The 25,752-nt window shown below is 34.4% G+C and carries 25 protein-coding genes; 8 read left to right on the top strand and 17 right to left on the bottom strand.

Features of this window, described 5'->3' with window-relative positions:
* The first annotated feature begins 128 nt into the window (after positions 1 to 128).
* Positions 129 to 1,343, top strand: a complete 1,215-nt coding sequence (locus M2265_RS11650) for a hypothetical protein (RefSeq protein WP_243655482.1) — start codon at positions 129 to 131, stop codon at positions 1,341 to 1,343.
* Between the two features lie 47 nt (positions 1,344 to 1,390).
* On the opposite strand, the gene M2265_RS11655 is transcribed toward M2265_RS11650, so the two are convergent.
* Both M2265_RS11655 and M2265_RS11660 read right to left on the bottom strand, forming a co-directional pair.
* Entirely contained in the window at positions 1,391 to 4,219 is a 2,829-nt protein-coding gene (locus M2265_RS11655; RefSeq protein ID WP_132772230.1) for a TonB-dependent receptor, read from the bottom strand.
* A 97-nt stretch (positions 4,220 to 4,316) separates the two neighbouring features.
* Positions 4,317 to 5,561, bottom strand: coding sequence for a hypothetical protein (locus M2265_RS11660; protein ID WP_132772229.1), 1,245 nt, complete (start codon positions 5,559 to 5,561; stop codon positions 4,317 to 4,319).
* 266 nt (positions 5,562 to 5,827) lie between these two features.
* Here M2265_RS11660 and M2265_RS11665 point away from each other — a divergent pair, with 266 nt between their 5' ends.
* The 3 genes from M2265_RS11665 to M2265_RS11675 all read left to right on the top strand — a co-directional run bounded on the left by M2265_RS11665 (position 5,828) and on the right by M2265_RS11675 (position 8,487).
* Complete coding sequence (locus M2265_RS11665; protein ID WP_132772228.1) at positions 5,828 to 6,490, top strand: ABC transporter ATP-binding protein; 663 nt, start codon at positions 5,828 to 5,830, stop codon at positions 6,488 to 6,490.
* Between the two features lies 1 nt (position 6,491).
* A complete protein-coding gene (locus tag M2265_RS11670; RefSeq protein ID WP_132772226.1) occupies positions 6,492 to 7,835 on the top strand; it encodes an ABC transporter permease in 1,344 nt (447 codons plus the stop codon).
* Positions 7,836 to 8,010: 175 nt separating this feature from the next.
* Complete coding sequence (locus M2265_RS11675; protein ID WP_132772224.1) at positions 8,011 to 8,487, top strand: hypothetical protein; 477 nt, start codon at positions 8,011 to 8,013, stop codon at positions 8,485 to 8,487.
* A 21-nt stretch (positions 8,488 to 8,508) separates the two neighbouring features.
* Here the strand turns inward: M2265_RS11675 and M2265_RS11680 are convergent, their stop codons facing one another.
* The 9 genes from M2265_RS11680 to M2265_RS11720 all read right to left on the bottom strand — a co-directional run bounded on the left by M2265_RS11680 (position 8,509) and on the right by M2265_RS11720 (position 17,345).
* The gene (locus M2265_RS11680) at positions 8,509 to 9,228 is read right to left on the bottom strand and encodes a 16S rRNA (uracil(1498)-N(3))-methyltransferase (RefSeq protein ID WP_132772223.1); all 720 of its coding nucleotides are present in this window, start codon (positions 9,226 to 9,228) and stop codon (positions 8,509 to 8,511) included.
* Positions 9,229 to 9,233: 5 nt separating this feature from the next.
* Positions 9,234 to 10,547 carry a hemolysin family protein gene (locus M2265_RS11685; RefSeq protein ID WP_132772221.1) on the bottom strand — a complete coding sequence of 438 codons (1,314 nt, stop codon included), beginning with the start codon at positions 10,545 to 10,547 and terminating at the stop codon, positions 9,234 to 9,236.
* 8 nt (positions 10,548 to 10,555) lie between these two features.
* Positions 10,556 to 11,098: an inorganic diphosphatase gene (locus M2265_RS11690; protein ID WP_021188159.1), complete on the bottom strand. Its 543-nt coding sequence runs from the start codon at positions 11,096 to 11,098 to the stop codon at positions 10,556 to 10,558.
* 5 nt (positions 11,099 to 11,103) lie between these two features.
* A complete protein-coding gene (locus M2265_RS11695; protein ID WP_132772219.1) occupies positions 11,104 to 11,754 on the bottom strand; it encodes a DedA family protein in 651 nt (216 codons plus the stop codon).
* 176 nt (positions 11,755 to 11,930) lie between these two features.
* Entirely contained in the window at positions 11,931 to 12,344 is a 414-nt protein-coding gene (locus tag M2265_RS11700) for an HIT family protein (RefSeq protein ID WP_132772218.1), read from the bottom strand.
* A 117-nt stretch (positions 12,345 to 12,461) separates the two neighbouring features.
* A complete protein-coding gene (gene greA / locus M2265_RS11705; protein WP_132772217.1) occupies positions 12,462 to 12,935 on the bottom strand; it encodes a transcription elongation factor GreA in 474 nt (157 codons plus the stop codon).
* Between the two features lie 142 nt (positions 12,936 to 13,077).
* On the bottom strand, positions 13,078 to 13,776 hold the full coding sequence (locus M2265_RS11710; RefSeq protein ID WP_132772215.1) for a response regulator transcription factor: 699 nt from the start codon (positions 13,774 to 13,776) through the stop codon (positions 13,078 to 13,080).
* A gap of 13 nt (positions 13,777 to 13,789) precedes the next feature.
* The gene (locus M2265_RS11715; protein ID WP_132772214.1) at positions 13,790 to 15,448 is read right to left on the bottom strand and encodes a sensor histidine kinase; all 1,659 of its coding nucleotides are present in this window, start codon (positions 15,446 to 15,448) and stop codon (positions 13,790 to 13,792) included.
* Positions 15,449 to 15,455: 7 nt separating this feature from the next.
* A complete protein-coding gene (locus M2265_RS11720) occupies positions 15,456 to 17,345 on the bottom strand; it encodes an alpha/beta hydrolase family protein (RefSeq protein ID WP_132772212.1) in 1,890 nt (629 codons plus the stop codon).
* Between the two features lie 160 nt (positions 17,346 to 17,505).
* On the opposite strand from M2265_RS11720, the gene M2265_RS11725 reads away from it, so the two are divergent.
* Complete coding sequence (locus M2265_RS11725) at positions 17,506 to 17,790, top strand: DUF4286 family protein (RefSeq protein WP_132772211.1); 285 nt, start codon at positions 17,506 to 17,508, stop codon at positions 17,788 to 17,790.
* A gap of 14 nt (positions 17,791 to 17,804) precedes the next feature.
* Here M2265_RS11725 and M2265_RS11730 read toward each other — a convergent pair whose 3' ends face one another.
* The 6 genes from M2265_RS11730 to M2265_RS11755 all read right to left on the bottom strand — a co-directional run bounded on the left by M2265_RS11730 (position 17,805) and on the right by M2265_RS11755 (position 21,933).
* Positions 17,805 to 18,215, bottom strand: coding sequence for a DUF983 domain-containing protein (locus tag M2265_RS11730; protein ID WP_031287100.1), 411 nt, complete (start codon positions 18,213 to 18,215; stop codon positions 17,805 to 17,807).
* Positions 18,216 to 18,227: 12 nt separating this feature from the next.
* Positions 18,228 to 18,497, bottom strand: coding sequence for a hypothetical protein (locus M2265_RS11735; RefSeq protein ID WP_132772210.1), 270 nt, complete (start codon positions 18,495 to 18,497; stop codon positions 18,228 to 18,230).
* Positions 18,498 to 18,540: 43 nt separating this feature from the next.
* Positions 18,541 to 19,236, bottom strand: a complete 696-nt coding sequence (locus M2265_RS11740) for an RluA family pseudouridine synthase (protein WP_132772208.1) — start codon at positions 19,234 to 19,236, stop codon at positions 18,541 to 18,543.
* Between the two features lie 153 nt (positions 19,237 to 19,389).
* Entirely contained in the window at positions 19,390 to 20,394 is a 1,005-nt protein-coding gene (locus M2265_RS11745; protein WP_132772207.1) for an MlaD family protein, read from the bottom strand.
* 4 nt (positions 20,395 to 20,398) lie between these two features.
* Positions 20,399 to 21,172: an ABC transporter ATP-binding protein gene (locus M2265_RS11750; RefSeq protein WP_132772206.1), complete on the bottom strand. Its 774-nt coding sequence runs from the start codon at positions 21,170 to 21,172 to the stop codon at positions 20,399 to 20,401.
* Between the two features lie 2 nt (positions 21,173 to 21,174).
* Positions 21,175 to 21,933 carry an MlaE family ABC transporter permease gene (locus M2265_RS11755; RefSeq protein ID WP_132772204.1) on the bottom strand — a complete coding sequence of 253 codons (759 nt, stop codon included), beginning with the start codon at positions 21,931 to 21,933 and terminating at the stop codon, positions 21,175 to 21,177.
* 258 nt (positions 21,934 to 22,191) lie between these two features.
* Here M2265_RS11755 and M2265_RS11760 point away from each other — a divergent pair, with 258 nt between their 5' ends.
* The 3 genes from M2265_RS11760 (at position 22,192) to M2265_RS11770 (ending at position 25,706) form a co-directional block, all read left to right on the top strand.
* Positions 22,192 to 23,691 carry a DUF6600 domain-containing protein gene (locus M2265_RS11760; protein ID WP_132772202.1) on the top strand — a complete coding sequence of 500 codons (1,500 nt, stop codon included), beginning with the start codon at positions 22,192 to 22,194 and terminating at the stop codon, positions 23,689 to 23,691.
* A gap of 148 nt (positions 23,692 to 23,839) precedes the next feature.
* Positions 23,840 to 25,012: a nicotinate phosphoribosyltransferase gene (pncB, locus tag M2265_RS11765; protein WP_132772201.1), complete on the top strand. Its 1,173-nt coding sequence runs from the start codon at positions 23,840 to 23,842 to the stop codon at positions 25,010 to 25,012.
* Entirely contained in the window at positions 25,005 to 25,706 is a 702-nt protein-coding gene (locus tag M2265_RS11770; protein ID WP_132772200.1) for a class I SAM-dependent methyltransferase, read from the top strand. Before pncB ends, M2265_RS11770 begins: the two co-directional genes overlap by 8 nt.
* Positions 25,707 to 25,752: the final 46 nt, after the last annotated feature.

Consider the following 25,752-nt stretch of genomic DNA (forward strand, 5'->3'; position numbering starts at 1 on the left):
TAGTTCGAAAACTGCATCACAGTTCCTTATTGTGGATCTCTAACGTCATTTAGCTGTAAGTAATGAATTTAGGTATTTCTTTTGATGTTATTTTTATGTAACTTCATTATTAATAAATTGTTAAGGAATTGAAATCTCTATCTTCATATTTGGTCGCAAGCGCTCTTTCACTGCTGTTTATCTTTATACCGAAGCAAAACAGTTATGCCCAAGAATATCAAGTTGATTTCTACAATGCTCCGTTTATATTCTCTTTAGATTCCACATTTATTATAAATGTTCCTTCTGAAATCAGCGAGAACAATGTTCTTGATTTTTATAAAAAAATAGAATCATCTCATGATTCTATGGTCGTCAATTCATTACTTGCTTACAAAAAGAAATACAATCTAAATGATTGGATCTACTACCAGCTCGTACGTCAGACAGCGCAAGCAATAAGCCCCAAACAGGAAAACTATAGTCGGTATACTTTATACAAATGGTATTTAATGTGTAAATCTGGTTATGATGCACGCCTAGGATTAAGAGAAAAGCAAACTATATTTTATATTAAAAGCAAAGACGACATATCAGATCTTCCATTTTTCCATTTAAACGATGACAATTATGTTTGCTTAAATTATCATGATTATAAGAGTATTTTCAACTATCAAGAACCTTATAAGCTAGTTGATGTAGAAATTCCTGAGGCCAAAAACAGCTTTAGTTATAAAGTCACTAGACTCCCGGATTTTAGACCAGATAGTTATGTTGATAAAGAAATTGGGTTTAAGTATAATGGTAAAGCATATCATTTCAAATTAAAGGTCAACTCCGAAGTGAATGATATCTTTGCAAATTATCCAATTGTTGACTTTGAGACATATTTCAATATTCCATTAAGTAAAGAAACTTATGAGTCTATAATCCCTTATTTAAAACAGTATACATCAAAAATGTCAACAAAAAAGGGAATTGACTATTTAATGCAATTCACCAGGTATTCTTTTCTTTATGAAGATGACCGCGAAATTTACGGGGCTGAAAAACGCTTTGCACCTGAACAAACATTAATTAATGATATTAGCGATTGTGATGACCGAGCTGCTCTTTTCTTCTATTTAGTCAAAGAAATATATGATTTACCCATGATAGCACTGCGATACCCAACTCATGTTACTCTTGCCGTTCAGTTTGATAAACCTATTGGACAAAGCATTCTTTATAATGGAAACTATTACACTTTATGTGAGCCCACACCTCAAAATATTAAACTGCGAATTGGAGAACTGTCTCTAAATCACCAACAACAAAAATATGAAATCGTATATCATTACGAACCCGCTTTAATCAAAAAATAAAATCCCGCTAATATTAACTTAGCGGGATTTATATCGAATTTAATGTCTTAAAAATTATAGCTATACCCTACGCTGAAATTCCGCCCAGGAATACGTTGCTGATAGATTTGATCTGCTGCTTGAAAAGCTTCATAAACACTCAGACGTTTACTGTCTAAAAGATTATCTACTTTAAATGAAATGGTACCTGCTTTAAACTCTTTTCCTATCTTTTTGGATAAATTCAAATTTAAACTATTAAAAGGTTTAGTATATACATCTGAGTTTCTCGCAAAACCAATTATCTGTAAAGTTTTTCCTTGTACATTATAAAAAACACCAGCTTCGAATCCTTTACTTGAACTGTTATAAGACAGACCAGTATTGATTAAATAAGGAGACTGACCTTGTAATTCTCTCTTTTTTGAAATTTCCTGTCCTTCACGAGCAAATGATTTTCTAGAAGCATACTCTTCATCTCTCATCTCAATTTCAGATTTAACAACAGTAACATTTACGTTTAAAGTCAAATCTTTCAAATCTTCAGAAATAAATCCAAAATTCTTACGTCCTTCTACTTCAAGTCCTATTACTGTTGCTGATGGTGAGTTTTTTGGCGTAATATCTAAAGGCACTCCATCATTGTAAGCTTGTAACTCAATTGGATTTTTAAATCCTTTGTAGAATCCACTAAGGGCAAACATTTGTGCATCCTTAGCAAAGATCTCATAACGTAAATCTATATTATTGATATAAGTAGGAACCAATTCCAAATTACCCAAAAATCTAATTTCTGTTAAAGGATCGTAAATTTGAACTACTGATAATTCTTTAAATGATGGTCTAGCAACAGTACGGGAATATGATGCTCTTAAATTGTGATTTGCAAAAGTATTATATATCAAATTTAATGAAGGAAATAAATCAAATTTATTGATAGTTTTTACTTTATCATATTTCAATCCATCAATATTCTGCCCTGTAAAAATTGTTGTATAATTTTCACCACGAAGTCCTGCTATTGCTTTAAGCTTTTCTATAGGACGTATTTCTAATGAAACGTAAGCAGCACCAGTTTGTTGTGAAGCTTCAAAGGTATTTGCAGCTTGATAATTACCTCTAACCCAGAAACCACTATCTTCACTTGCATTATATACATTTTCCGGATTCAGGAATCCGTTGGGATCACCATTAGTAATATCTTTGTTATTGTTTCTGTATTCTATACTATAATTATTAATACGGTAATCTCTCTTTTTATAACTATACAAGCCACCGAACTTAAATGCAGATTCTCTTTCAAATAAATTTAACTTTTTTGTAAAATCCAATTTCGAAACACCGTTAAACTCATCTAAATATCTCCAAAAGCGATTTGGAAGACCGGCGTCTGTATTGATAACATAATTACCGCTGCTATTCAAAACAAAGGTAGTTTGACGCATATCTTTATCATTTACTTTAACCCACGTTGGTGAAAGCTTCCATTCTGTAATAAAGTCTGCATTTTCATTACTATGCTTACCGCTTAGCAATAAGTTTGTAATTGCACGCTCTGTATATTCCAAAGTATGGCGCATTGTCTCGTTTGAATTTGAAATTGCAGTTGTCTGATTAAATATTGCAGCCCTTGATTCTCCATTTTGGATGCGTAGCGCTGTCAATGAATATTTAGATCGATCGGTTTTATAATTCAAGCCCAACATTCCAGAAAGTAACACATTTTGCTCGCCTAAATCTCCCTGGCTAATTTTATCTGCTTTAAGTTCAGAACTAGCGTCGGACTGATTTGGCTTTTGATAGATACCATTCTGAAATCCTTTGTAAAACATTGTATTGCGCTTATAATTCAATAATCCAATAACACCTAACTTATTACCAGCAACATTGAATTGATTACTATAATCGACTCCCATATTCAAATCGGGAAGATTATTTGATTTACGTTGTGCAGCCATTACCGGATCAAATGCCTTTGCAACTTGCTCAACAGCATATCTATTTTCAGGAACAACCGGATTTAAAATTGTATAATCCTTTACCACAGGAAGGTTTCTATCACCGTAATCATACCCTAGAAAATCTGTTTTACTTCCTTTGTAACTAACAAAATCATTTCTAAAGTGAGCATTCGGATTATAACCCAATGACATCGAAACACCTAAGTTCTTTTGTGCAGGGATATCTTTAGTTACAATATCGATTACACCTCCGGTAAAGTCTGCTGGCAATTCAGCAGAAGCTGTTTTCATAACAACAATATTTTCCAATACACCAGTAGGAAATATGTCCATTTGGACAGTATTCTTATCTGGATCTAATCCTGGTATGTCAACACCATTCAAGATTGATTTAGTGTAACGATCTCCAAGTCCACGAACATATAAATATTTACCATCTTGAACAGATACTCCAGGAATAACACGAACTGCAGAAGCAATATTACTTGCTCCAGAACGTTGAATAGCCTGTGAAGATAAACCATCCATAACAACACCAGAGTTTTTCTGCATATTTAATATAGAGAGTTCAGTATTTTTTCGAGCCGAAACGGTAACGACTACTTCACCAATTTGATTTGATGACGGAGCTAAGGAAACATCAACAATAGCTGAGTTGCCTGCCTCCACTTTAATATCGGTGATTTCTTTGTTTATATAGCCTACATAGCTAAATACGAGTTTATATGTACCTGGAGCAATATTAAAAGAATAATCTCCTTCAAAATCTGAACTTGTAGCTTGATTTGCAGCTCCAACAATAGATACACTGACTCCTGATAGGGCTGAGTTGGACCCTTCGTCTTTGACAACGCCAGAAATTCTACCTGTTTGTGCAAATAATAAACTTGGCAATACTACTAATACAAATAGTAAAACCGAAAAATGCTTGTTCATTAAAATCTTAGTTTGTTTGGATTAATGTGTTTGTTTTTTTTATTCATCTTTCAAGTTGATTGGACAGCTTGAAAGATGAATATATACTGTTTCTTAATTAAAACAGATTGAGGCTTTTAGTAAAAGTCCAAGCAAAAACTGAAGTATTAGCACCTACTGTTTGCTTACCATTTTCTACGCCTATACTATTGCTTGTAAATTTGGTAATGTCTGGAGCAGTTGTTCCTTTTGATGTAAATAGATTTGCTACAGTTTTACCTGCTGGTAAAACAAATTCCCATTTCACAAAATTCAATTTACTGCCATTTAATGTAACGATGGTTTTTTCATCATTAACATTCACAACATTCCCTGTAGTATTGATATTATTCACGAAAATATTCTCCAATTTACCTGTCGCTCCATCACGAAAATCTGCAATCTTTTTACCCGCAATATTATTCATATTGATAGTAATATTTTTGAAGGTAAAAGAACCTGTAGCATTTCCTTCTGGACCATCAATTTCTAATGCTGAATCTGATTTCTCTGTTTGGATGATAAGCGCATTATCAATTGTCCCTGAATAAGCTTGATCTACATCTAAACCATCATCTTCTTGACCATAAACAACAACATTCTTCACGTTAACAGTTCCACCGAAAAATTCAATTCCGTCATCCTTATTAGAAAAGATCTCTACGTTTTCTATTGTAGTGCCATTACCTACCCCACCAAGAGTCAAACCTTGAATCTCACTATTTGGCGCAACAGCAACACCACTGAAACGAATTGAAATATATTTTAATGATCCTGAATTATCAGCTGTATTTGTTCCTCCGTATTCTCCATAACTAAGACCTGCTGGAATACCTTCAATATATCCCTTACCTGATGAAGCTGCTACCGAGATAGGGGCTTTCCCTAGTACAATCACACCACCCCATTGTCCAGCATCACTAGCTTTTAATGTACTGTTTTTCTCACCCGCTTTAATATTATCATTTACACTTGTAAAGATAATTGGCTTCTCAGCTGTACCATTCGCAACAAGTTTTGCACCTTGATCAACAATTAATGCTGAAGCATTTGACTCTTGACCATCCTTTGCTTTAATTATAGTCCCAGGTTCAATCGTTAATGTTACACCTTCGTCTACAACAACACGGCCATCTAACACATAAATATTATTAGAAGTCCAAGTTTCATTAGATTTTAAGATGCCGGTTTTCACAATATCCTTTCCAGGCTCTGGTGTTGGTATAGGACCAGGTCCTGGGCTGATCGGATCATCACTGCTACAACCTACTGTCGCTAAACTTACTACTAATGCTCCGAAAATTGGTAAAAATTTCTTTCTCATGATTTAATTTTTATGACTCCACAAAGTAACCTTGTGTATGTTAACTTTATGTTATTTGAGGATTATTAATACATTACATATATGTTAAGTTAACATACTATGTAAATCATACATATATAAATCAGTGATTTTCAATTTAAATTTATGATTGAAATTGTTACTATATAAAAGAAGTGTAATAAAATTATTAACCGCACAATTTATTAACATATTTAGGCTATTTTTATATTTTATTACTTTTGAATACTTTTTCAATATCTGATTTCATGATCAATCCAATCATAACAACACAGGAACTTTCCTTCCAATACAAAGGAGGTATACCGATCAAATTTCCCGCTATTCAAATTCAAAAAGGTCAACATACACTGCTTCTTGGAAATTCTGGAACTGGTAAAACAACATTGCTTCATCTTTTGGGGGGACTTTCTAAACCGACAGCAGGAAAAGTCTGGATTAATGAAAAAGATATCTATGCCATGAGCACATCTGAAATGGATAAATTTAGATCGCAACATATCGGCTTTATTTTTCAGGAAGCCCACTTATTGAAAAACTTAACTATTCTTGAAAACATTCAGCTTGCGCAGTCTTTAGCAAAGAAAATAGTCAATAAAAATGAAGTTTTAAGCGTGCTAGACAAACTACAATTGTCTGATAAAGCCCATGCATATCCACAGGAATTAAGTCGAGGCCAATTACAACGTGCCGCTATTGCACGTGCTGTTATTAATAAGCCTTTGCTTTTAATTGCTGACGAACCTACTGCATCATTGGATGATCAGAATACAACTAGGGTATTAACACTATTAATGGAAATTGCCGATCAACAGGGCGCTACCCTCCTGATCGCTACGCATGATAAAAGAATTAAAAATAACTTTTCGAATACTTACGATTTAAATACACTCAATCCTAATAGCAAATAGCATGAATACTATTCAATTAGTTTGGAAAAATATTAGTAAACAAATAGGATCAACAGCACTCAGCATATTACTGACTGCATTTGGTGTTGCCATATTATGTGTACTTTCTATAACCAGCGATAGCTTTGAAAAGCAACTTGAAAATAATAGTAAGAATATTGATTTAGTAATCGGAGCTAAAGGAAGTCCCTTACAATTGATCCTATCCAGTGTTTATCACATCGATAACCCTACTGGTAATATCCCTTTGGCTGAAGCTGAAAAATTGCAACATAACCCTTTAATAAAATTGGCTGTTCCTGTCTCATTGGGGGATAACTATAGGGGGCATCGTATAGTAGGCACGGATTCTAGCTTTCTTACTTTGTATGAAACCAAAGTACAACAAGGAAAGCTATTTGATAAAGACTATGAAGTTGTTGTCGGAACTGATGTTGCCCGTAAGCAAAATCTTAAGATTGGAGATCAGATTCATAGTTCACATGGATTAAGTAAAGGCGGTCATAGTCATGATGATCAACCGTTCACTGTTGTAGGTATATTAGCATACAACAATAATATTACGGACAATCTCATTCTGACTAGTCTAAGTAGTGTCTGGGATGTACATGGAATTGAACACCACGATCATGACCATGAATTAACTCCTGCTGAAGCACAGGCTAAAGAGGATCTTGAAGAGACGAAAAATGCACATCTCCATCACCATGGTGAAGCAGAAGAGGAGGAACATCGTGATGAGGATCAACATGAACCCGATATGATGGTAAAATCAATTGGTGCGGATATGATTCATTCTTCTGGTCTTGAAATTACGGCATTGTTAGTACAGTACCGGTCACCAGCTGCAATTGCGGTATTACCTAAGTACATCGCACAAAATACGCAAATGCAGGCTGCCTCACCTGCCATAGAGAGCACGCGCTTATTCTCTCTTTTAGGGGTAGGGATTGACTCATTAAAGATATTAGCTTATATCATCATGGCAATTGCTGGATTAAGTGTCTTCATCAGCTTATACAATGCCTTAAAACAACGAAAATATGATTTAGCGATCATGCGTACATTAGGTGCTTCCAAGCTCAAACTTTTCTCTCTGGTAATCTGTGAGGGAATGGTCATTACTGTAATTGGGGGGTTCTTAGGATTGATTTTCGCCCATATAGCGCTTTATTATATCAATACACAAACAAGCCAAAGTGCTGACTTTATAGATGCATTTAAGCTTGATCCCATAGAACTGATTTTTGTTTTATTAGCCTGTGTAATTGGTATTATTTCAGCACTAATTCCTGCGATCAAGGCATATAAAACAACAATTTCCCATATTTTATCAAACAATTAATGTAAAATGATATTATCATAAGCTTTTGTATTTTTACAAACTGATCTAACAATTGCTCGGATTATTTCGAAATACTTCAGCGCATAAAAATGGAATTATAAAACGGGAATTTTCAAGGTGAGAAATTGTAGAGCCCGTCAAAAGCAAATTTTAAATGTACAAACAAACAATTATAATGAAAAAAATACTCGCTTTCTTTAGTTTACTGATTACCTTTTGTATTACAGCAAATGCACAGATCGGTCGTGATCCCAATACACCCGATCATACGCCAATGATGAATAAAACCTGGGAAGCTGTTGATAAAATGGCTTATAAAGTTTCTTATAGCGGCAGTAAAAAGATCTATACTCCTTTCTATCCTGCAGAGTTAAAAGCTTTAGAAAATAAGATTGTTGAAATGCCCGGTTATATGGTGCCTTTGACCAGTAGCAGAACACATAAAAACTTTATGATATCGGTACTTCCTGTAGCGCAATGTATGTTTTGCGGTTCTAATGGAATCCCGCCGATGGTAGAGGTATTTCTAAAAGGTGACGCCATAAAATTTACAGAAGAGCCGATCAAGTTAAAAGGCAAAATGGTCTTTAACAAGGATCCTTTAAAAGGTAATTCGGAAATTACGATAGTTGATGCCGTAATTATAAAATAAAAGAAGCCGCTATTGCGGCTTTTATTTTGATCTGTTTACGAGAGAAACCTCAACACAAGATGTTATTCCTGCTGTTTCGGTTCGTAAACGTGCTTCTCCTAACGAAATCGGTTGATAGCCCATGTTTAATGCTTGTTCTATCTCCTGTGTCGAAAAATCTCCTTCAGGACCGATCAATAAGATATAATGCTGTTCTGATTGTAAAACTTCGTTTAGATACTGTTTCTCACTATCTATACAATGTGCGATAACTTTGGTAGCTGTATTCGATTCCTGTTGCTTACAGAATTGTGAAAAAGTAATCGCAGGATTCAATTTTGGAATATAGGCCTTCAACGATTGCTTCATTGCTGCTACAATCACTTTATTAAGACGATCTAATTTCACCTCTTTTCTCTCAGAATGCTCACAGATTAAAGGTGTAATTTCATGAATGCCAATCTCTGTCGCTTTTTCTAAAAACCATTCGAAACGATCGATATTTTTAGTTGGAGCAATTGCAATATGTAAGTGATATGAGGATTGCTGATAGTTTTCTTTGACATTTAAAATAGTCAAAACTGTTCTTTTGGGATGTGGGTCCAAAATTTCAGCTTCATACAATCCGCCTCTTCCATCAATCAAGTGAACTTTATCACCTACTTGAAGTCGAAGCACACGAATGGCATGCTTACTCTCTTCTTCACTTAGAATAAAGTTTTTAAAATCAGGTTTAATCTCTTCTGTAAAAAATAGTTGCATAATCGCTAATTATCTTGATCATCATGCATAGACTCAACAAGTTCTAATTTCACAAATTCTATATTCTGTTGTGTTTTACGAATAATCGTAAAGGTATAACCAAATACTTCTTTATACTCTCCTACTTCAGGAATTTTATCAAACAAATCGCTTACTAGACCTGAAACGGTATCATAATCTTGACTTGCTGGTAATTCTAATGGTAAAAACTCATTCACATCATGAATGCTCGCACCAGCGTCCACCATATATTCTGTTTCAGAAATACGTTCAACAACTGGAGTTTCTTCATCATATTCATCTTGAATTTCACCGACAAGTTCTTCGACAATATCTTCTAAAGTAACCATACCGGCTGTACCTCCAAATTCATCCAATACAATAGCCAACTGAATTCTCTTCAATTGAAATTCGGCCATTAAATCATTGATTTTTTTAGTTTCAGGAATAAAGTAGGGCTTACGCATGATATCCTTTAATACCACCTCTTTACCTTTCATTACGATCGGTAAGATATCTTTTGTGTGTACGATACCGACAATTTGATCGATGCTATCAGCATAAATAGGAATACGCGAATATCCTTCTTCTGTTACTGTATTGATAAAATCAATCGCTACACAATCCTCTTCAACTGCTACGATTTTTGTTCTCGGAACCATGATATTTTTCACGATCCGTTCATTAAAATCGAAAACGTTCTTAATCAGCTCATGCTCTGATGATTCTAATGCACCACTTTCTTTACCTTTGTCCAATAAATATTGAAGCTCCTCTGAGGAGTGTGAAGATTCACTAGGATGTGGTTGAATACCTATTAATCGCAATAAGAAATTAGCAAAACCATTGAATACATATATTAATGGCATCAATAACCAATAAAATATACGCAATGGCACTGCCACTTTCATTGTAGTCGCTACAGGTTTTTGAATAGCAATAGATTTAGGAGCAAGCTCACCTAGTACAACATGCAAGAACGTAATGGTTCCGAATGCAAGTGCAAAACCGGTCCATTTAGCCCAGCTTTGTGAAGTATCTACCTGAAAAAAAGAAAACAGATTAGATACGATTTCGGTCATGACTGCTTCGCCTTTCCAGCCTAAGCCTAGAGATGCTAAAGTAATACCTAGCTGTGTTGCAGCTAGGTATTTATCCAAATGCTCTGTAATATTTTTTGCGATTTTAGCAACATTGCTTCCTGATTTTGCTTGGAGCTCAATTTGTGAAGCTCTTACTTTGACTATAGCAAACTCTGCCGCAACAAAAAAACCATTTGCAACTACTAAAAATATTGTCCAAAAAATATCGAGGGCCATTATGGGGGTTATTTATTACCAAATTCTTTATTGTACAATTCTATACTATCCAATAAAATTTGTTGTGCTACTTCACGGCCTTGTACGCCTTCAACCACAACATTTTTCTTTTCTAACGCTTTATAACTTTCAAAAAACTGAACAATTTCTTTCATACTATGTGGAGAAAGTTGTTCAATATCTGTAATGTAATTGTACACAGGATCATTCTTAGCAACAGCAATAATTTTATCATCTTGCTCACCACCATCAACCATGTTCATCACACCAATGATTTGTGCTTCAACCAATGTTAAAGGAAGAATATCAACAGAACAGATTACTAAAATATCCAATGGATCTTTATCATCACAGTATGTCTGCGGAATAAAACCATAGTTAGCTGGATACACTACAGAAGAACTCAAAACGCGATCTAATAATAAAAGACCAGTTTCTTTGTCTAATTCGTATTTTCCTTTTGAACCATTTGAAATTTCAATAATAGCATTTACTGAATTTGGCACATTTGTACCAGGAGATACTTTATGCCAAGGATTTTGTGTACTCATTTGATTTACTGTATATTTTGTTTGTTTTTATTTTCATTCATTTTACGTTTGATCAAAGCAATGACGATCGGTAAGAAGGCAATCGCAATCAATCCAACAATAATATATTCGACATAATTAATAATCCAAGGAAATTCAATACCTAAGAAATATCCTGATAAAGTTAATAATAGTACCCAAAGCAGTGCTCCTGATATATTAAAGATTACAAACTTTTTAAAATCGAGTTTAACAACGCCTGCAAAAATTGGTGCAAATGTACGCACTATAGGTACAAAGCGACCGATGATCAAAGCTGTACCCCCATATTTATGGTAGAATTCTTCAGCCATAATGACGTATTTACGTTTGAAGATAAGGCTATCCTTCCGTTTGAAAAGCATAGGACCGGCTCGATAACCAAACCAATATCCTGCAAAGTTTCCGAGTACGCCAGCTGCAATTAAACCTGCACAAAGCGTCACGATATCAACTTCAATTTTATTTAATGCACAAAATAGTCCAGCTAAAAATAACAAATAATCTCCCGGTAAAAAGAAACCAAAAAACAAACCCGTTTCAGCAAATACAATGAGTAAAACTAAATAAAAACCGCCAGAGCTTAATAATTCCTCTGGGTTCAGTAATTGTTGAAAAGACAACAAAAGATCTTGCATAATTTCTTTTTTACGTTTTCACTTATTTTGTGAAAAATGTCATTATAATATAATCCCTATCTATGACATTTCATATAGACATATAATTTCTATATAAGACTGCAAAGATATGATATATTATAGTCTTTTTTTATATTTATATTTAAAATACTACTTTTAGATGAGGTTGTTTTCGATTAATTATCAGATGTAACATTGATAATTGACTCTTTAATTGTTTCCGCAATTTGGGTAAATTCTTCATGAGTAAGCGACAATCTAGGTCGAGAAAAATTTAAATCTGAAACATTATTTAACGGGACTAAATGGATATGAGCATGGGCTACTTCTAATCCTATAACAGCAACACCGACTTTCTTACAAGGGAAAACGCGTTTGATACCTTGAGCTACAATCTTTGAGAAAACCCAAAGTGCCATATATTCGTCGTCATTGATATCGAAAATATAATCGGTCTCACGCTTTGGAATGACCAAAACATGCCCCTCGGCTAATGGACTAACATCTAAAAATGCTAGAAAATCATTACTCTCAGCTACCTTATAAGCAGCAATCTCTCCTGACACTATTTTTGAAAAAATCGTAGACATATTTCAATTGTTTATAACCCAAATATAAAAAAAGGCTGCATGTAATGCAACCTTAAATGATGATATAACGTTTTATTAATATGCGGTTATGGCAAAACCGCACATAACCGATATAATTTATCTTGTAATTTCTATAATTTCGAATTCAATCTGACCTGCAGGAACATCGATTACAGCTACATCACCTTTAGATTTACCTAGTAAACCTTTGGCAATAGGAGACTTAACAGAAATCTTACCTTGTTTCATATCAGCTTCTGTTTCGGACACCAATTGATACGTCATTTCAGCGCCATTTTTCTTATTCTTGATCTTTACGATAGATAAGGCCAATACTTTTGATGTATCTAATTTGGATTCGTCAATCAAACGAGCTCCAGCTAGCGTATTTTCCAAGTTTGCAATCTTTGCTTCATGCATACCTTGCGCCTCTTTTGCAGCATCATATTCTGCATTCTCAGACAAATCACCTTTATCTCTTGCTTCAGCTATTGCATTCGAGATACTAGTTCTTCCTTCAGTTTTAAGATAGTGCAACTCTTCCTTGAGCTTTTGTAATCCCTCTGCGGTGTAATAAGTTACTTCTGCCATAATTATTGTTATTTGTTTTATCTTAATTATTCAAAAATGAAACAAGACCATGTTATCCTTGTCGGATAACATGGTCTCGCTGTCTATAATACGAAGGTAAGAATTGTTTTTAACAAAACAAATTCAAACCCATTAATTCATTTTAATTCTCTTCTTCATCAACAAATCTATACCCTAAACCCCTAACAGTCTGCAAGTAATAGGGTTTATCAGGATTCTTTTCGATCTTCTTCCTTAATCTAACCACATGCATATCTAAGGTGCGTGTATTGACATTTGAACTGTACCCCCAAACGACTTCCATCAGCTCTTCGCGTGTTATTTCTTTGCCGACATTTTGTAGAAAATGCAGTAAAATACGATTCTCTAAAATGGTAAGTTCTATTTTCTTACCGTCTCTCACAAGTGAGTGAATGTTCGGCTGATGTTCAGTTTTACCAAAATGATAGATCTCAGGCGTATTTTTAGGTAAAAAGAAACGAACCTTATTCTCAATCATGGCGATTAATACGTCCATATTGAATGGCTTACTAATGTAATCCGTCACACCAAAGCTATAAGCTTCGATCTTATCAATATCTTGTGATTTAGCAGTCATCATGATAACAATATTTTCAAATCCTGCTTTACGTATATTTTCACAAATCTCGTTACCTTCCTTACCTGGCAACATCCAATCTAGCAATACAACATCTGGTTTTTTCTCTAAAATCAACTTTTCAGCCTCATTTCCATCCCCCGTTTGAACAACATTGTATCCTTCCGTTTCTAATCTGTGACGAACTAAAAAGCGTAGATTTTCATCATCTTCAATAACAGCTACAGTTATTTCTTTGCTCATAATTAATTATATTTTAAACTGAAAAAATGAGAGTAAAGGTAGTTCCTTTACCGATTTCACTTTTAACAGAAATTTCTCCCCCCATAAATTCTGTTATCTCTTTACAAAAGGCTAAACCCAAACCAATACTTCCTTGTTGATTGTATTGACTTTTGATCCGATAGAACTTCTTAAATATATTTGAAAACTCATTTTTATTTATACCTATTCCTTCGTCTCTAAAGATAATAACAAAATTCTTTTTATTTTGTTGTATTTTAATATCTAATACTTTCCTCTTTTGATCCGAATATTTATAGGCATTATCAATTAAATTTTGAAACACACTTGTTAATAATACAGGATCTGCAAGTAGACTGGATTTGACGTTAATTTCTTTTGTTATTTTAAAATCTGCATGTTTTAATTGTGTGGATGCCACAATATTATCGACAAATGTATTTAAATCAATTTCTTCTCTTTTAAGCTTGATTGTTTTATTTTCAATTTGACTAAATGACAATAATTTGTTCATCAAATTGTTCAGCCGATCTGATTCTTGATCCAATATGTTTCCATACATTATACGCTCTTCATCAGATAAATATTGTGCACTTTTAATATTGTTACCTGCTATTTTTATTACACTAACAGGGGTTTTAAACTCATGTGTCAAATTATTAATAAAATCATATTGCAATTTAAACAGTCTACCATTAATTTCTAAATTACGGTAAATCAAATATAAAATAACCAATAAAATCAAATAAACTAATGAGATACCCAGCACAACGGGCAAAAAACTACGATTCACTTCTTTTGAGATAAATGATTCGCTGGAATGGAATAACAATTTATAATCTGCCAGAGCTCCAGGTAAAAGCATTTCGGTCACATATTCTTTGACATCGGAGGTTACAGGAGCACGTACTATAGGAACGACTTCAATTCTTTCATACAGATTGGGATATATATTTTTAACATCCAATAAGGTCGGATCGACGCTAAAGACAAACATATCCTGTTCATAATTCACAATATGATCTAATTTTGTATCCATGATATCTTTATATACCAATAGATCATTGATGCGCGGAATATTGAGATAAGTAATACGACCTGGTTGCGTAGAATAGAAAACACGAAGAATGTCACGATCTGTTAATTTTGAGCTGGACTGCAATTTATCAATATAACTTGCCACCTTGATCCCCATACTGTTCAATTCCTCGTTAAAAGGCCCCATTTCTTCACGTTTGGTGATGTACCTTTTATCTAAACCGCGGTTATTAATTGTAAATATGGATAATGTTTTAGGTCTGATATTTAATCCATTGATCGAAAAGCCGGCAAGTATTCTATTATCATTACTAAAAAGCATATCGTAAAAAGCGATCTCCTTAACGAATGGATAAGAGCTTAAGACGCTGTAAGCATATTTTCCTGCTTCCAAAGAATCCAAGTATCCCTGATAAAAAGAAACTTCGGGAACACGATTTTGAAAAAAATCATTGAAGGGTACCAATGTCAAATCAAAGACCTCCGATTTGCGATTCGTAAATTCGTTATTAACGAGATTTACAGTATAGTTTCTAGCTGCAAATATGACAACAAAATACAATAACGTAACGAAAGCAAAGAAGACAAAAAGCAAACCAAAATTCTTACGATAATTATAACCTGTTCCTCTCATCGCCCCACTATTTACCGATATATTTATCTAAAAATTTCTCCAGTTCCTGATAATATTGAATGACATTTTCATCCTTTTTAAAAGTTCTACCCTCTTCTTCTTTCAATATATATTGTACAGGAATATTATTATTTTTAAGTTTCTGCACAAATTGATTGGCATCTGTTACCGAACTTAATCGATCCTTTCCCCCTTGTGCTATTAAAACTGGAATTTTGACACGATTAGAATGAAATACGGGAGAAATCTGCTTAAACATGCTCGATTCGCGAATTGGATTTCCAATAATCTGATAGTATTTTTGCAAATAGGGTTTTACATACGGTGGTATGTCTCTAAAATATGTGAACAAGTTTGTGTACCCCGAATATGATACTGCACAGGCATACATATCAGAATTAAAACAAGCCGCATGCAAAGCTGAGTACCCCCCAAAGCCTTTTCCAACAATTGCTATTCTATCTTTATCCGCAATACCTTCTCTGATTAACCATTTTACGCCGTCAGTAATATCATCTTGAATCTTACCTCCCCACTCTTTAAAACCTGCCGACCAAAATTCTTTACCAAAGCCTACTGAACCACGATAGTTCATCTGAAATACAACATACCCTCGATTGGCTAAGAACTGTGCTTCGTGATCAAAACCCCAAACCTCTCGCTGATTAGGTCCATCATGTGGCATTACAACAACAGGAAGGTTCTTCCTATCTTCATGCAAAGGGTAGGTAATAAAACCTGTAATGATCTTGCCATCGCGGGCTTGATATTTCACAGATTCTGTTTGCGATAACTCACGATCTTTTAAATTAGGATTGTTATCAGTAAGTTTATGTAATTCGTTATCCTGGCAATCAAAATAATAAATTGCACCAGGATTGGTGTCTGTATATGTTCTTATGATGATTTTATTGAAGGAAGAGTCCGAGTCAATGATATCAAATTCAGATCCCTTTGCTTTTTCAGATATTTTTTTAAATATTCCTGCAATCTTATCGTTGAAAAAAAATCTTTTCTTTTTTGAAAGAGTATAAGAGGCATAGAGCATTTCATTGGTATAAGAAGAATATCCACCCCAATCGAGATCTACTTCCTTATTATTAAAAACTTCATACACTTCCTTCTTCTGCTCTAAATCATACTCAACTAACGACAGCTTATCTCTGCCGATATTTGAAAGTGCGTAAATATTTGTTGTCGAGTTTTTAACGAAACCCATCGGTATAATGGTAGAACTGAAATCATTTTTTAAAACCTGATGAAAAGGTTGTTCGTTATCTGCCCTATACATCATTGATTCTTCCACACTATCATTAGCCATGACAAGTCTTACTTGACCATCCTGAGAAAGATACCAAGAATTGATGTTTCCTGAGTTTTGAAGAATCATCTCGGATCTGCGTCCATCAATAAATAATTTATGAAGATCGAACGTTGAAGAATCTCGATCATTGATAGCTACTATAATTCCATTATCATATAATCTTGCCGGCTGTACCCAACGAAATTTTGCTTTCATGGGTTTAATCAATGGTTGAAGGGCGTCTGTATAAATATTTACAGCATATAGTCTTAGGCTGTCATTAGATGTCTGCTCTATTGAAAATATAATCTCTTCATTGTCTCCCCAAACAAAACTATTAACGTTCATATCATTTTGATACGTCAATTGCTTGGAACTGTCCTGATTATTTAAGTTTAATAAAAAAATATTCTTGCAATGATTATCTAACCCGATATAAGCGATATAATTACCATCAGGGGAAATTTTAAATGATGTCTTTTCAGGAGTTGAAAAAAAACTTTCAATAGGTATACGCTCCGTTTTATTATTCGAACAGCTAATGCCTAGAAACAGCAAGGTAATTAATATAGAAAATGTAATATATGCGCGCATAAACAAACTCATTCGTCAACCTACTCAAAGATTAAAATTAATTAGCAATAACAAATCATGTGCAACTTTATTTTTACAAGAACAGCTAACATTTATTGTACCACGATAATATACAGATATATATTTCAATAAGGCAATTAAAGTTCATATTTTTGCACTTATGTATTTATATAACATATCCATCATATCAGAAGAATCTGTACATCAGGAAATAGTTTCCTGGATAAAAGAAAATCTTCTAAACAGCACTAATTTCAATCCTCGTTTTTTGGAAATGCTTAATTCTCCTCATGAAGGAGTAACATACTGCATTCAGATACAGGTTTCCAGTGAAGAGGACATTGCACAATTTCAGCAAGATCATCTTAGCCATTTACAGCATGAAATTTCATCCAACTTTAAGGATAAAGCGTTCATTTTTGACAGTACAATGAAATACTTGTAAAAATAAGAGCGATACTAAATATCGCTCTTATTTTTATTTTCTTCTAGTAGCTCCCACTTGGGATCATAAACAATTTTTGGAGTCATGTAATGCAATAAGACCAATCTTGAATAACGAAAGTTAAATGGAGAAAAGATAATAATTGTTGCAAAAAGGACTACCATATACGTCCACGGGGACTCACTTCCTGTTAATACTGCTGTTGCCAAAGCAAATGTTACCACTTCAGCCACCGACATCGCGTAACTGACATACATGGCCGCATAAAAATAACCTGGCTCGATTTCGAAAGTCAAATTACAAACGGGACATACATCATTTGTTTTTTGTTTACGTAAACCATAGGCAGGTCCGACAAACATATTTCCGACATGACATCTTGGACATTTTGAATGTACAAGCGCATGAATTTTAGATGTTGGCATATCTTATTAATTTTAAAGAATTTTTTCCTGAGATTTATTCGACTTTACAGTACGATATTTTTTATACCATAGAAAGCCCAAACCTGCGGCTGCCAAATAAGGAATGACAAGCAAAAATAAGATTCCATCATTTAAGCCTTTACCTTGTGTATTGCCGTTCTGAGTAGAATTTTCAGCATTTAAGGAACACATAGCACACTGGGCATATACTAAACTGATTGGTGTTACCGTAATCGTGCAAAACAGAACAATTGTAACTAGCAAATACTTAAGCGTTTTCATAATACAAAGATACTTAAAAAATTAAGATTATTTTACAGCTACTCTAGTCATTAAACTTAGAAAACTTCTCCCAGAAACCGTCATGCTGTAATGGAGCCTTTAATGTAATCGTCTCTTTTTTGATTGGGTGAACAAAAGTAAGTGATCTCGAATGAAGACAGATACTACCCTTTGAGCTGCCCCGAGGGTATCCGTATTTATTGTCACCGACTATAGGACATCCCATCGTGGATAATTGCACCCGAATCTGATGAGTACGTCCTGTTAATGGCTCAACTTTTAATAAATGAAAACCATTCAGTTCACCGATCAAAGTATAATCCAATTCGGCATAGCTGCTTTCTTTCACTTCTTTATTAAAAGCTTTTGTTACCATTTTTTCACGATTTCGCACAAGCCAATTGATCAATTTACCGGCAGGTTCTTGTGGACGTTGTCTCACAACAGCAAGGTAAGTTTTTTTTACCTGTCTATCTTTAAACAGTTTATTCATACGTTCTAATGCTTTGCTTGTTTTTGCAAAAACGATTAAACCGCTAACAGGTCTGTCCAGACGATGAATAACTCCTAAAAAGGCTTCATTAGGTTTATTGTATTTATATTTTAAATACTCTTTAACCATATCTTCTAAAGACTTATCACCGGTATCGTCTACCTGAACAATATCTCCTGCCCTTTTATTGATTGCGATGAGGTGGTTATCTTCATAGATAACATCTCTATCTGTAATATTATGCATTTAGTTAAAATAAAATCTTACAATAATTATACATATGCAAGAGATCTTGCCTATGTATAAAGGCAAAGATACACCTAATCAGAATAGCTTAAAAAAGTAAAGGGCGATTTTCGAAGAAAATTGCCCTTTACTTTTTTAAATATATTAAAATTTCTATTTCACTGAATCTTTCAATTCTAATTCAGCTGCCTTTTTTGCTTCCTTGTCTTTCTTCTTAAAGAAACCTCTCAATAAGAAATTACTTTGCAAAGCTTCCATATTTTGATCCAATTTAGCGGTACTGTTATTTAAGTTACGAACAGCCTCTCTAAGCTCATTGCCAACAGCTGGATCATTGATCAATGTACCAATCGCATTATCTTTGCTACTTAATTTACCTGAAGCAGTATTTAAATTTGTCATCAGTGCATTAGCTGTCTGTGAAACGCCCTGCAGTTGTGCTGCAGAAGCTCTTAAACTAGCAAAAACTGCTGTATCTGTAGTCAGATCGTGAACTAAGCCTTTATTCGAATTTAATTTTTCTGTCAATAGAACAAGGTTAGATGTTGCTTTATTTGTACTGGCCATAACCTGACTGATCGACTGCAAAGACATATGAAGCGAAGATAACATGGCTGTATCTGTCAATAAAGATCCAACTACACCACGCCCTTCAACTAAACCACGTGAAATTTCAACAAAATCTGTTGTAATTTTTGCCAAGTTCTGGTTATTAAGCTGTAGGGTTTCCATCATTGCTTCCATGTCTGCGGCTTTCGCAGAACGAAGAAAATCATTAGCTTCAATCGATGGCGCATTTTGAGAACCACCCGAAATCACAATGATTTTATTACCAATAAGACCATCTGATCCTAATTTGGTAATGGCATCTTTACGGATATATTCAGCTGATTTTTCTTCAATGGTCATAACAACCTCAACATCCTGTAAATTTTTAAAATGAATATTCTTTATAATCCCCACTTTAACACCTGAAAACCAAACATTACTACCTACTTTTAAGCCTGCAACATCAGGGAAAGACGTAGCAATTTCGAAAGTTTTAGTAAATTTTTTCTGTTGACTCCCCAGTATAAATATACCTGCAATCAGAATAGCTAATCCTATAAATACGAATAATCCAACTATTACTGCTCTCTTATTTTCTACTTTGCTCATTTATTTAAACAATAAAATTATAATCATAAAACGCTTTAACTCGCGCATCATCTGTTTCAAATATTTCCTTAAAAGATCCCTGTCTTTCAAATTTACCATCTAGTAACATCACAATACGATCTCCTACCGATCGGGCACAAGCTAAATCATGTGTGATGATAATGGATGATGTTTTATACCTTTCTTGGACTTCGTTAATAAGACTATTAATATCTAAACAGGTTATTGGATCCAATCCTGCTGTTGGCTCATCGTACATCATGATATCCGGTCGTAAGATTAATGTACGCGCGATACCGATTCTTTTACGCTGTCCACCAGATAATTCAGATGGCATTTGATTGATTGCCTGTGATAGTCCCACACCTTCTAGCACATCTTCCACCTCTTTATTGATTTCAGCACGTGTAAGATTTCTTTTATTACGAATCAATGGAAATTCAAGATTTTCACGTACCGTCATACTATCATACAAAGCGCTATTTTGAAATGAAAATCCTATACGCAACCGCAGCTTCATCAACTCATGGTTATCCAAATCATTAACAGAATTTCCAAGAACTTCAATACTCCCCACATCAGGCTGTAAAAGTCCAGCAATAAGTTTTATTAATACGGATTTACCAGTACCAGAACGTCCCAAAACCACTAAGTTTTCCCCCCGGTATAAGTCTAAATCAACATTTCTTAATACATGGTTCTCTGCGAATGATTTACTAACACCGCGTATTGTAATGACAGAATCTTGATAATCGATATGTGTTTTTACTTTTTCCATCACTAATTTATTATTGATAAAATTTGTACAATGATAATTTCTTCAATAAAAACTAAAAACATGGAAGCTACAACTGCGGCATTAGCCGCTTTACCAACCCCCTCAGTTCCTTTTGAAGAATAATATCCACAATAACAACTCACTGCACCGATAGTAAAACCAAATACGATAGCTCTAAAAACCATTGCCCATAAATCCTGATAACCAATTGTTTCGAAGACTTGTGTAAAGAAACTTAAAAAGCTTAGATCATCTTTGGATGCCATGCTTAGGTATCCACCAAGAAGTCCGATTCCCGCAACATAAAAACATAAAATAGGAATACCTATTGTTGTCGCTATAATACGACTTACAATTAAAAATTTAAATGGGTTTGTTCCCGAAACTTCCATCGCATCGATTTGTTCGGTAACATTCATCGAACTCAATTCAGCCCCTACCTGCGAACCAATTTTTCCGGATGCAATCAGTGCCGTTACCAAAGGGGCTAACGCCCGAACAATAGCAATGGAAATCAATGAAGGTAACATAGAGGTTGCTCCAAACTCTTCCAATGAAGGTCGTGATTGTTTAGAAAAAACAAATCCCACAATAAAACCCGTTAAACTGATTAAGGGTAATGATTTCCATCCAATTTCAAAACATTGACGTATTATTTCCTTAAATTCATAAGGAGGTGTGACAAGTTCTTTCCAGAATCGAATTAAGAATCGATGGATATTTGCGAATTCAGTAAAAAATGATCGAAGTTTATTTAACATTCAAATAAATATTTCCTGTGTACAATATTTTATGACACGATTGAAGGGATAAAGGTACAAAAAATAGGTAATTATTATCAAACCATAATCACTTAGTTTCCGCTTAAGTTTTCTTAGAGCCCTAGAAAACAACAAAATAATCTGGAATAAGTTTTGCCTACATAAAAAACAAATCACAGATTAAACCATATGTACATTATAGGTGTCATACGTATAAAATAAAGAACTATTTTTCACGATCGATAAAAAAGAAATATCATGAAAAAAATTAAATATATAAAATTAATCGCATTAACAGTTTTTAGTATCCTGTTTTTTGCGACGCCCAAATCTTCGTTAGCACAACGTGGATATTCTAATTATAACAGTGGTGTTTCTTTTCAAACATTTTATGATGAACTAGCGCCTTATGGTGACTGGGTAAATGACCGCAATTATGGTTATATGTGGATACCAGATGTAGGTCCCAACTTCCAGCCTTATTCAACCAATGGATATTGGACCATGACCGAATATGGAAATACATGGGTATCAAATTATTCTTGGGGATGGGCACCATTCCATTATGGTAGATGGGAATACAACAACAATTATGGTTGGGCGTGGATCCCAGATTATGAATGGGGACCAGCCTGGGTCAATTGGAGAGAAGGTTCTGGTTATTATGGATGGGCACCTTTAGGAATTAATATTTCGATCAATCTTCCTATGAATTTATGGGTATTTGTTGGGTCGTCTAACATCTATAGCAATAGATTAGATCGTTACTATGTTCACCCTCGTAATTATAATAATTTTTATAATAGAACTACAATTATCAATAATACTGTTATCATCAATAATAAAAACTATTATGGTGGTCCAAGAAGATCAGATATTGAAAGAAGTACAGGAAGACGTGTAAGCGTAAGAAGTATTAATAATTCTGATAGACCCGGTGCATCACGTGTAACGCGTAGCAGTGTTGATATCTATCGTCCAAATGTGGATCGTAATTCAAGAACTGATGCAAGACCAAGCCGGGTTGCTGAAGCTTCATCCCGTACACGCAGCAACAATACTTCTTTACAAAATAGAAATGATCGGGTGATATCTACAAGAGATAATATGACCAGTACGAGAGGTAGTCGCGAATTATATATTGACAATAGTGGAAATGCTACTGTTAGATCGAGAGAAAATGGATCAACAGATAGAACAAGAGGCAATAATAGTAATATTGATAGAACAGATGGACGTATAAACAATAATGGTGGTAGCACAAGAAGTAACTCATCTAATACAGATAATGGTTCTTCCAATACCAGAAACACCCGGGAGAGAGTACAATCTATCGATAATAATAATAATAATAATAATAACAATACTTCAGTTCGTACAGAAAGGCCTACAAGAAATACAAATACAGTAGAACAATCTAGAACTGAGCGACCAGCTAGGGTTCAAACGAGTACAAACAATGAAACTAGAAGTAGCAGAACTGCCCCTACGAACACAGAGCGACCAGCTAGAGTACAGGAAACTTCAAACAACGAAACTAGAAGTAGCAGAACTGCGCCTACGAATACAGAACGACCTGGAAGGGTTCAGTCAACTTCGAACAACGAAAGTAGAAGTAGTAGAACTGCCCCTTCAACCAATACGGAACGACCTGCGAGAGCACAGTCAAATAGTGTGGAAAGAAGTAATAATAGTACCAATGAAAGAAGCTCAACACAGTCGGGAGCTACCAGAAGCGGCAGTACACGTACAAGATAAGAATTGAAATAATTTTATGGAGAGGCTTAGTAATGATACTAAGCCTCTTTTTTATGAATAAGACACAAATTGGATTTTCCGAACAATTACTTTAAATTGATGTTAATTATTAAATTTACATTCTTATTCACTTTATATTAAGAAGCCAATGGCTCAACTAACATCCATACTAGACAACGACTTTTATAAGTTCACGATGCAATATGCTGTTGTCAAGTTATTTCCAAAAGCAAAGGCTCGATACCAATTCATTAATCGCGGTCAACATAAATTTCCGATAGGATTTGATAAAAAACTAAGAGAGGCAATCGATGCGATGGCAAATCTAAAATTGAGCAAAGCTGAAAAAATGTTTTTTGCTCAAAATTGCCCATATATTGACCCTACTTATTTTGACTTCTTACAGGGCTATCGCTATGATCCTGATGAGATCAGTATTATTCAAAATGGCGAAGATTTAGAAGTTAAAATTGAAGGATATTGGTACCGTACCATTCTATGGGAAGTTCCGATCATGGCTTTAATATGTGAACTTTATTACCAAATAACTGAACAGAAGCGTTTAACGAATGAACAGGTTATTGATGATGCTAAAACTAAAATTGAAAAATATAAGAAATTAAATATTACAATCGCAGATTTTGGTACAAGGAGAAGACATTCTTTTCAGGTTCACAAACTTGTCGTAGAAACATTAAAAGAATATGGGGCTGGTACTTTTATCGGAACGAGTAATGTTCTTCTTGCTATGCAATATCAAATTAAACCTATTGGCACACATGCTCATGAATGGTTTATGTTTCATGCAGCCAAGTATGGTTACAAAATGGCAAATTTGCTTGGTCTCGAACATTGGGCCGATGTATACAGAGGTGACTTGGGTATCGCGCTATCTGACACGTACACAACAGAAGTATTCTTTAGGCAATTTGATAAAAAACTCACCAAATTATTTGATGGTGTACGACATGACAGCGGAGATCCTATAGAGTTCGCTGAAAAAATCATTTCACATTATGTCAATAAGGGAATCGATCCTTTATCGAAAACCATCATATTTTCGGACGGTTTAGATTATGATAAAGTGGCTCATATAACGCAGTATTGTAAAGGCAAAATTGGACATTCATTTGGAGTAGGTACGAACTTCACTAATGATGTTGGCCTGACACAAATGAATATAGTGATTAAAATGACTGAAACACAACCAGAAGATGATGAATGGACGCAAGTAATTAAATTATCGGATGAACCCAAAAAGAACACTGGAGATCCAGCGACTATCAAATTAGCAAAACAAATATTAATGATACATGACTAGAGATATTTACGGCGAAGCCTTAAACGATTATTACATTCATCAAAAAGAGGTAGCGCCTCTGCTGTTACACAGTAGTTATGGTGATATTGAAGAAATGCCCGTTGATATATTTTTTCGCGACGAAGACGAGATTCCTGAACTGGAATTTATTGCGCTTTCCCTATGTGATGGACGTGTTTTAGATGTGGGCGCTGGCGTAGGTTGTCACACGTTGTATTTGCAAAACAAAAACTTTGACGTTGAAGCACTTGAAGTATCGAACATAGCCTGTCAGATCATGCAACAGAGAGGGGTTCAAAAAATACATCATAACGATTTTTATCAATTCAAAGATCATAAATATGATACGCTCTTGTTCTTGATGAATGGAATTGGATTAGCAGGCGATATAGAAGGCTTTAAAAACCTTTTGATTCATGCTGAATCCATATTAACAGATCGTGGACAGCTTATCTTTGATACGTCAAACATCGAGTATCTTTATGAGGAATATAAAATAAAACGACCTGATCACTATTTTGGAGAGATAAATTATCAATATCAATATCAGGGAAATTTTGGAGATAAATTCAAGTGGTTATATCTGGATCAAAAGATGCTCATTAAAATTGCATATGAATTAAACTGGGTAGTACAAATTCTATTTGAAGATGAACACGACCAATATTTAGTTCGTATGGAAAAGAGAAAATAGTGCCCACTTAATGAGATACAACAAAGCCTTTCGGAAATATTGCGAA

This window comes from Sphingobacterium kitahiroshimense (assembly GCF_025961315.1).
Taxonomy (GTDB): Bacteria; Bacteroidota; Bacteroidia; order Sphingobacteriales; family Sphingobacteriaceae; genus Sphingobacterium; species Sphingobacterium anhuiense.